Origin of the sequence: Ruminococcus sp. OM06-36AC (assembly GCF_003438725.1) — a bacterium.
In the GTDB taxonomy this organism is placed as follows: domain Bacteria; phylum Bacillota; class Clostridia; order Oscillospirales; family Ruminococcaceae; genus Ruminococcus_C; species Ruminococcus_C callidus.
This window is the reverse complement of the sequence record NZ_QSTT01000017.1, coordinates 50,889-59,244: the sequence shown is the minus strand read 5'-3', so window position 1 is coordinate 59,244 and position 8,356 is coordinate 50,889. Positions and strand designations below refer to the sequence as shown.

Here is an 8,356-nt window from a genome sequence, read left to right as displayed (position 1 = left end):
TGTGCTTTCCCAGCATGGCATTTTTTATGGTTCTGGATTTGTTCCCTGATACGTTCTCAGCTTGTATGCGTTGTGTCAATTTCAATTTCGTGTATTTCTGATCTTATCCTGACTTATTCCCGCATACAGAAAAAAGGCATCTCAGCTACCTTTCAAATATTCTCCAAAAAGAAAAAAGTGCCGAGAAATCAGCACTTTTTCATCTATTATCCTTGCTTCCTTGACATCAATACCACGCACTCAACGGTATTACCGTTTTCCCACAAAAGTTTCCTTATCTCCCGTCCGTCACGATAAATCGGAAAATTAAACTCTATCGACTTCAAAATCCTGTCTGATGTGCCGTTAGGGTATATCTGAATTTCTTTAATCAGATAGGAAACAAGGCTTTTCTTTTCCTCGTCACTTATTATAGCATAAAGTTTGCTGAAGTTCTCCATAATTCTGTAAACATTCTCAAGCGTGATTGCTTCCATCTCAATAGAGCTTCTTCGCAATTTTGCATCTTCAATTCGTTCTTCCAACTCCACTATTGTGTCATACAGTCCATCAAGTCTTATTGTCATATCGTGGATTTTTCGTTCCCGATATTTTGCATCAGCAGGAAGATTGTCAATTTCCCGTTCCAAACGGGCTTTGTTCAAATCAACCTCTTTCAACTTACTTTCATAATTTGCAAGCTCCTTATCTATTTTGCTCGTATCGGTCTGGACACCAAATCGTTTTTTAATTTCCTTTGCAAAGCTCTTATCACTTACTAACTCTCTAATTGCTTCGATAACAAGCGGCTCTATATCTGTTTTTCTTAGCGATGCTTTGTACTCACAATAATGACCACGCTCCTGCTTATTTCTGCCACAAATATAATAGTACACTTCTTTATATGTGCCGTCCTTATTTGTCCAAGCGTGCTTATTGGTATACATCGGGCTTCCACAAAGAGGGCATTTCAACACACCAGTTAAAAGGTGCGACCTATCCTTACCTGTTTTGGACGGTTGCTTTATTCCCGTAGCTACACGCTTAGCGTGAACTTTTTGCCATAATTCCTCGCTGACAATACCTTCGTGCTGCCCGTCCTCTAATATATAATCTTCGGCGTGTACCTGCTTATATTCATTTTTCGTGCCTTTAACTTTTTCCCTTGTTCTTCTACCATAAGCAATTTTGCCACAATAAACAGGATTGTCTAATATCTGCCTCACCAGATGACCACTCCAATTTTCCAAAGTACCATTCTGTCGGGGTATTTTCTTTATTCCTTGCAAATTAAGATATTTAGCGATACCGCCGTACCCTATATCCGAGCCTGCAAATTTCTCAAATATAATGCGAATAGCCGCCGCTTCACTTTCTTCTATTAAAAGCTGATTGTCTTTCAAATAATATCCATACGGAGCAAATCCGCCATTCCAACCGCCTTGTCTTGCTTTTTCTCTGCGACCATTCATCGTCTGCTCGATAATATTCTCTCTTTCAATTTCAGCAACAGCAGAAAGGACAGATATTAACAGTTTGCCGCTTGTCTGTGATGAGTCAATCCCTTCTTCAATGCAAATCAGATTTACGCCGTAGGATTGCACATACTCTAATGAATTTAATATGTCTGCTGCATTTCTGCCAAATCGGGAAAGTTTATATACCAGAATATAATCTATTTCCAATCCATTCCCAATATCAGAAAGCATTTTCTTAAACGCAGGGCGACCCTCAATAGATTTTCCCGACTTTCCTGCATCCTCATAAATGCCGACAATCTCCATTTCTTCTCGGTCTGCAAATCGTTTTAATCCGTTTTTCTGACCCTCAAGGCTATATCCATCAACCTGCATTTCTGTACTAACTCTTGGATACAGAACGCACTTTTTTCCTTCTCTGTTCATATTGCACCTCCATAATAAATATAGGAAAATGTTTCTATGTAAGGTTGCGTATTTCTACGCAACACAATCTAAATCCTGCAAAACTGACTGCCCGTACTTTTCTACGATTTGCACCATCACATTCATAAATTTGTCAAATCGTTCTTTCTCGTCACATTTTTGTTCAAGTTGGCAATCTGCACCATTAGATACTTTTACATCTTCCATCTGTCTACCTCCGCTAAATTAAAACGGCTGTACCTCAATTATAGAAGTACAGCCATCAAATGACCAATGTGCGAATTTCTATGAAATCATCAATTTGTACCTTTTAGTATGTTCAGCGAAACGCTAATGGCAAGAGCCTTATCAACTCTTGCCATCTCACTTTCGGAAAGCATACCGATATATTCCTGTAAACGCTTCTTATCAATAGTACGTATCTGTTCAAGCAAAATAATAGAGTCCTTGTTAAGACCCTCAAAATCTCTGATAGCAGTATGGGTGGGCAGCTTTGCCTTTGTGTGTACTCGGCTCGTGATAGCGGCAACGATAACCGTGGGGCTATGCCTGTTTCCTATATCATTAGAAATGATAAGTACAGGGCGTGTACCTCCTTGCTCCGAGCCGATAACGGGGTTAAGTTCTGCGTAGTAAATATCCCCACGCTTAATCGTTTTCTCCATTTGTTTGACCTCCTATCTGAATTTAGGCAAGAGATTTCTGCCTATGTAGGCAGCCAAACACAAGGAAGTATTTAAGGTCGGGAGAGCATAAAACAAAACTCTGTTTCCATAGACCGCCTTGCGTTTGGCTTTATGATAGGAGCATTTCAATTTGTCCTCGACACCCCGAAATGCAATGCGTTATAACACGCAGGGAAGTCGCCAAACGGTCAGCAGCTAACTGACGCCACGGGGGTTCCACCCCAACTGTCGTTCTGACAGAGCCGCCCTCATTGCCTGCGACGGTTTAATCACGCTCGGACTATGACTGGACGGGAGTACCATTATGCTCTTTGTGGGTTATGGCGAAATCGGGAGCTGCCCGATATTTTGAGTCGATAGTTACTCGCTCACCACCTTTCAACGCTTTCTGCTAATCGGCAGGTCTTGGCGTATCGCTACACACGCTTATGCTCATCACAATCACAAAGAGGAAGTATTTGGCGAATGGGTATTCAGTTTTCAAGGTGCAATCCCGTTTTCGCCACACAAAGGAAAACAGGCAAAGGTTTTTATCCCTTCACCTGTTTCCACACTCAGAAGCTATAAGTAGCCCCTAAAAATCAAAAGTTTTTTAATGCAAGGCGAATTTTTTCAATCGCCCTGTCAATAGAACGCTTGATAGGCATTTTCGTACAGCCCTCCATAGCTCCAATCTGCTCATAGGTTAAGCCTAAATCGAAGTGGAGCATAAACCGCCGCTTTTGTATTTCGGGCAGTTCCATAATTGCTCGGTTGAGCCGTTCCATTCGGATATTATCGTTTACCGCATCGTCAACAGGCTTTGGCTTATGTACCGCCCGTCTGCAAAGCGTTTCCTCGGTCAGTTCCGATTGCTCCAAATGCCTTTCATCAGACCTGCGAAGATTACGCTCACGCTTGATAAAGTGGCAAAACTCCATATAAACAGCCTTTGAAACCTCTGTTTCTTGGAAGTTACCCTGCCCATCTGTAAATGCTACAAAGTAGCGTTTTCTGCCGTCCGTTTCCTCGAAACGGATTGTATAGGGATTTGTGTTGTCAAACACTTCTGTTTCCTCCAATCTGAATTGTTTGAAAAATTCAGATTGGCAGGCGGTGAACGGCATCCAACGCCAGAATTAGGCTTGTCCTGCGTTTTTACAAAAAGCGACACGAAAAAATCCGCAAAGGCTGTCAAGCCAATGCGGATATAAGCATAATCACTTCTATTTTGTAGAGATTTGACATCTACTTTCGAGGTATAAGAGTACCACGCCCAAGCAGGGATTTTTTTAACAGGTTATCCTCGCTTATTCGTGATACTATGTAAATAGTTGCCGCTTCTTATAAACAACGGCGTGATGGTATTAGACCAACACATAAAAAATCCCTCCAAACTCAAAACGGGTTTAGAGGGGCATTCATTTAAGCGTGACAATACAGCCCACCAAAAGCACCGTTTTTTTTATTCGGTGGGCTTGTCCTACCTGTGATTATATAAAAACAGAGCCGACAAACTGTGATTTCATTTCACAAGTTCATCGGCTCTGCGTCTTAGCGTCTGGCTCTACAACTGTTATTTTTTGTTTTGTCACATTGATTACACTTTCTTGTTTACACTTCGGACAGAACAAAGGAAAGTTTATCAACTCTGTATCTTTTCGTATTTTAGTTCGAGTTTTATTTTTGCAAATAGGGCAATACACCCATTCCATATACCTCAACCTCCATTCTATTCCAGCGTATCTATATATTCCTCTAAACACATTCCCTGAGAATATATTTCCAAAGCGGCTTCTGTTCCAACATATCTATAATGCCAAGGTTCGTTTATGACACCAGTTATATCTGTTTTATCTGAGGGGTAACGCTTTATAAAGCCATATTTATGAGCATTTTCCGCAAGCCAGCTATATACATCATCACTTGAACTTTTTGTAGTGTCAGCATTTATATCAACCGCAATTCCTAACTGATGTTCACTGGTTCCAGGAATTGCCACCCATTGCTCTGCAAGTTTTTTCGCTTCGGACTTCGATTTTCCTTCATTTTCATACGCTTCTATCTTTTCGTCCAATAGCTGCTGTTGTTCTTCCTGCGTCCTATATCCCTCTCTGACAAATAAACCATACCCTTGCGCCCTTGCGTCATTAAACATTTCCTGCAATTCTGGATAAATTCTGGAATCTACTTTTTCCCCATTTGATAATTCTGTAAGTTCTACTTTATAATCATCAGGAATATAACTATTGCGATTTACAAGAATCAGATTCCAACCATTATCCTCACTGGCAACATGATGTGTTATGTTATCAAGAGGGAGTAATGTAAAATCTGAATTAAGTACCTTGCCTGCCATCATACACAAGATTATTAAAAACAGCAGGCTAAATAATATTTTCACTTTATAGCTTTTTCGTCTTGTATATCGCTTCATTTATTTTATCTCCGTTTTTTTGTAGACCTTATACAGTATAGGTAGAAGAATCAAGCATATCACGGCATATACAGGAACAATAACGGTTGCTATTGTTGTTACTTTACCTCCCAGTGTTACAAGTCCAGCTTCTTTAATATCCAAATAAATTTCTAATAACTGGTCAGGGAAGAAAGAGCATAATCCCGGTAAAGTAATAATTCTGCTTAAAAACGGAAATGCACATAATATAATAAAGGGTACAATGATTGCAGTTGGTGTAGAACGTGTCAGAGCCGAAGCCAGCATTGCTAACATGGAAGCGAACAATGTGCCAATATAACCACCTGCCACAATCAGCAAATATGCCTGTAAAAATGTCACATTATATGCACTTCTCCATAAATCTAACTGAATCGGACAGTTTGCTCCATCTGTTCCCAACACCGAAAGGACAATAAACGTATATAAAAATACAAAAGCTGCATAGAAAGCTGAAACAATCGTAAGACCCGCCCCTATTTTTGATAGAACACCTTTATTTCTTCCTAATCTGGTTGAAAAGAAAATGGAATCCGCTTTTGTCTGAAATTCGTCTGAAAATATTCCAGACACAAAAAAACCTATCACTAATGCCAAAATCAGTATAAATGTTGATATGTTTTGCAGTAATGCTGACCAACCGTCCATATATTCATAATAAAAAGGTGTATCTAAATTTTCATATTGCTGAATCAGAAAACTTTTTTCTTTTTCTGTAAATGTTTCTTCTCCAGAATCAAGATATTCTTTTAAAGTAGAAATTCTTCTTTCATAGACAGTGCTGGCTTCATCATCAGAAATGTTATCAATGGCAAAATCATTATAATCTCTGTATTCGCTAAACGCATAATTGATAACATCTCTGATTGTTGAAATCCCCTGTTTCTTTGCAAATCTCTTATTTTCTTCCTCAATGCTATCTGATGATGCTTCATTGTTAATACTTCTGTTTTCTTCAAGAACGTTTTGGAAAACGTCCTCCGTCAGGTAGCCTGACCATTCGTTTTTGGCTTCTCTAAGGTTTTTTGCTGCCGAAATACCTGTTAAATGATTCCCGCTTTCGTCAACATACTCAACTCTGTTAATCGTTAAAATACTGGTCGCAATAAGTATCACAAGCAAAACTATAATTGTTATCCTGTTTTTAGTTTTAGAAAACACCTTTTTTATTTCAAATCGCAGCATTTTCATCACCTGCCTTCTCTCCAAAATAATATAAGAATACATCTTCTAACGAAGCTTCTACGCTTTGGGCATTTACAAATGGTTTTTCATGGGAAATAATTCTTAAGATAACACCGTCTGCTTCTGATTTCATATTTGAAATTTTATACTTTTTCATAAAATCAGATACCATGTTCTTTTCCACAAAACATTCCCAGACCGTTTCCGTCATAGAATTTATTATTTCGTCTGCGGTTCCTTTGTGCATAAGTTTTCCGTCTTTCATCAACAAAATTTCATTGGCTATATATTCAATATCAGAAACAATATGTGTGGATAATAATACTAATCTGTCCTCTGAAAGTTCGCTAATCAAATTTCGGAATCTAATTCTTTCATTCGGGTCAAGCCCTGCCGTCGGTTCGTCAAGTATCAGAATCTTCGGGTTGTTCAACATAGCCTGTGCAATTCCTGCCCTGCGCTTCATACCGCCAGATAATTTTTTCATTTTTTTATTTGCTACCTTTGAAAGACCAACCTTAGCAATTAACTCTTTTACACGTTTTTTTGCGACAACAGGACGGATTCCTTTCAAGGCTGCAATATAAAGTAAATAGTCCTCTACGGTAAATTCGGGGTAGAATCCAAATTCCTGCGGCAAATATCCCAACAGTTTACGGTATTCGCTATCCATACTAAAAATATCTTTCCCATTACAATATATGGTTCCGCTCGTAGGCTTTAGTAAGGTACACAGCATTCTCATCAAGGTTGTTTTTCCTGCTCCGTTTACGCCTAAAAGACCATATACACCGTTTGTCATAGTAAGGTCTATATGATTTACAGCCGTAAAATCACCAAATTCTTTTGTTAAACCATCAAGTTCTAATTTCATCAAGTGACACCTCCAAATATTGATTACAGTTCTTTAAAATACGGCATACAGTAAGAATAAGAAAAAGTATTGTTGCTCCCAGTAAAGCTAACCAAACAGGAATAGTTACCATTGTATATACATTTTCATTCAAAACAACAAAAAGCCATACTGCACTCCATATAACGCACAGAATAATAGCAACTGTTTCACTGAATGAATATTTACTGCATAAGATTCCAAAACAGATACCAGAAGTAACACAAAGCGGAAAAAGAAATTGAACAACTAATTCTGACAACCCAATGTTCAACCCTGCCGAAGCGGTTCCTAAAAACAGAGTAATCAAAAAAACATCTGTAACGCCAAATAATAACATGCGCGCTGCATATACTTGTTTAAGCGAATAATATGAGGCTGCTTCGATTTCCATGCACTCACATGACCTGTTTTTCCACAATTCGGGAATAATAAGGATTACAAACAGTGCCGCTGCTACACCCATGCTTCTTTTAATATATATTTCATCATGGATAGAACTTAAGGCAATCCATAACGCTACCAGAAGCATAAATTGAAGAACCCACCATCTTTTTTGTATCACACGAAGCTGTGTCCATAAAAATTCGTGGTAAGAAAGCGTTCGTTCTTGTTCTGCCATAAAAAAGGCATTTTTTGATTTACAGATTGTTTCCTGTATTTTTTCTTCTTTAGATTTGACTTGTACAGATTCCTTATACATTTTCATTCTTTCTTCCAAATTCATCATATTCCTCCTTTCTCAAAACTTCCTCCAACTGAATTTTCGCCTTTCGTAAACGATATTTTACCAGAGAAAGTCCTATTTGTAATGTGTCGGAAATCTCTGTAAGTTTTAACTCTTGAAAATAATAAAGTGTAAGTACTTCACATAATTCAACTGGTAATTGCTTTAAAGCCTGCTCTACCAAAATTTTATTCAGAATATTTTCCATTTGGTTTTCTTCCACTATTTCATTTTCTTCCAGAGGTATCTCCTTTATTTTCTTCAAATAATCTTTACACAGATTGCTGGCTATCGTATATAAGTAATTCAAGGTTTTTCCCCTATAATGATAATCAGATAATTTTGAGAAAAAATGTACAAAGGTTTCCTGTGCCAAATCTTCTGCATACGTTTTATCAGAGCAATGATAATGACAATAGTTTAAAATGTCTTGATAATATTTGTGGACAAATAAATCAAGTGCATCATCATCACCTTGTTTCATTTTTCTGATTAGTAGAAAATCATTTTGCACAAAATCCTCCTTTCCCATTATTAGAAGTTCAA

Annotated in this window: 10 protein-coding genes; all 10 read right to left on the bottom strand. The window is 38.1% G+C overall.

What is annotated here, in order from left to right:
* Window positions 1-206 precede the first annotated feature (206 nt).
* A complete protein-coding gene (locus DXB92_RS10605) occupies window positions 207-1,883 on the bottom strand; it encodes a recombinase family protein (protein WP_117733821.1) in 1,677 nt (558 codons plus the stop codon).
* A gap of 54 nt (window positions 1,884-1,937) precedes the next feature.
* A complete protein-coding gene (locus DXB92_RS13745; protein ID WP_015522552.1) occupies window positions 1,938-2,090 on the bottom strand; it encodes a hypothetical protein in 153 nt (50 codons plus the stop codon).
* A gap of 89 nt (window positions 2,091-2,179) precedes the next feature.
* Window positions 2,180-2,548 (bottom strand): type II toxin-antitoxin system PemK/MazF family toxin, encoded by a 369-nt coding sequence (locus tag DXB92_RS10600; RefSeq protein ID WP_015522551.1) that lies wholly within the window; start codon window positions 2,546-2,548, stop codon window positions 2,180-2,182.
* Window positions 2,549-3,150: 602 nt separating this feature from the next.
* Window positions 3,151-3,615, bottom strand: coding sequence for a sigma-70 family RNA polymerase sigma factor (locus tag DXB92_RS10585; RefSeq protein WP_181973180.1), 465 nt, complete (start codon window positions 3,613-3,615; stop codon window positions 3,151-3,153).
* Window positions 3,616-4,086: 471 nt separating this feature from the next.
* Window positions 4,087-4,272 (bottom strand): cysteine-rich KTR domain-containing protein, encoded by a 186-nt coding sequence (locus DXB92_RS10580; RefSeq protein WP_233435087.1) that lies wholly within the window; start codon window positions 4,270-4,272, stop codon window positions 4,087-4,089.
* 8 nt (window positions 4,273-4,280) lie between these two features.
* Window positions 4,281-4,985 (bottom strand): M15 family metallopeptidase, encoded by a 705-nt coding sequence (locus DXB92_RS10575; RefSeq protein ID WP_117733820.1) that lies wholly within the window; start codon window positions 4,983-4,985, stop codon window positions 4,281-4,283.
* Window positions 4,986-6,191 carry an ABC transporter permease gene (locus DXB92_RS10570; RefSeq protein WP_117688271.1) on the bottom strand — a complete coding sequence of 402 codons (1,206 nt, stop codon included), beginning with the start codon at window positions 6,189-6,191 and terminating at the stop codon, window positions 4,986-4,988.
* Window positions 6,178-7,065 carry an ABC transporter ATP-binding protein gene (locus tag DXB92_RS10565; RefSeq protein ID WP_117688265.1) on the bottom strand — a complete coding sequence of 296 codons (888 nt, stop codon included), beginning with the start codon at window positions 7,063-7,065 and terminating at the stop codon, window positions 6,178-6,180. Before DXB92_RS10565 ends, DXB92_RS10570 begins: the two co-directional genes overlap by 14 nt.
* Window positions 7,049-7,813, bottom strand: a complete 765-nt coding sequence (locus DXB92_RS10560; protein ID WP_015522545.1) for a hypothetical protein — start codon at window positions 7,811-7,813, stop codon at window positions 7,049-7,051. The genes DXB92_RS10565 and DXB92_RS10560 overlap by 17 nt, the downstream gene beginning before the upstream one ends.
* Window positions 7,779-8,324, bottom strand: coding sequence for an RNA polymerase sigma factor (locus tag DXB92_RS10555; protein WP_117733819.1), 546 nt, complete (start codon window positions 8,322-8,324; stop codon window positions 7,779-7,781). Before DXB92_RS10555 ends, DXB92_RS10560 begins: the two co-directional genes overlap by 35 nt.
* Between the last annotated feature and the right edge of the window lie 32 nt (window positions 8,325-8,356).

Coding starts and splice junctions, on each gene's coding strand:
- DXB92_RS10565 (WP_117688265.1), bottom strand. CDS start 7,065: ATGAAATTAGAACTTGATGGTTTAACAAAAGAATTTGGTGATTTTACG.
- DXB92_RS13745 (WP_015522552.1), bottom strand. CDS start 2,090: ATGGAAGATGTAAAAGTATCTAATGGTGCAGATTGCCAACTTGAACAA.
- DXB92_RS10605 (WP_117733821.1), bottom strand. CDS start 1,883: ATGAACAGAGAAGGAAAAAAGTGCGTTCTGTATCCAAGAGTTAGTACA.
- DXB92_RS10570 (WP_117688271.1), bottom strand. CDS start 6,191: ATGCTGCGATTTGAAATAAAAAAGGTGTTTTCTAAAACTAAAAACAGG.
- DXB92_RS10560 (WP_015522545.1), bottom strand. CDS start 7,813: ATGATGAATTTGGAAGAAAGAATGAAAATGTATAAGGAATCTGTACAA.
- DXB92_RS10575 (WP_117733820.1), bottom strand. CDS start 4,985: ATGAAGCGATATACAAGACGAAAAAGCTATAAAGTGAAAATATTATTT.
- DXB92_RS10600 (WP_015522551.1), bottom strand. CDS start 2,548: ATGGAGAAAACGATTAAGCGTGGGGATATTTACTACGCAGAACTTAAC.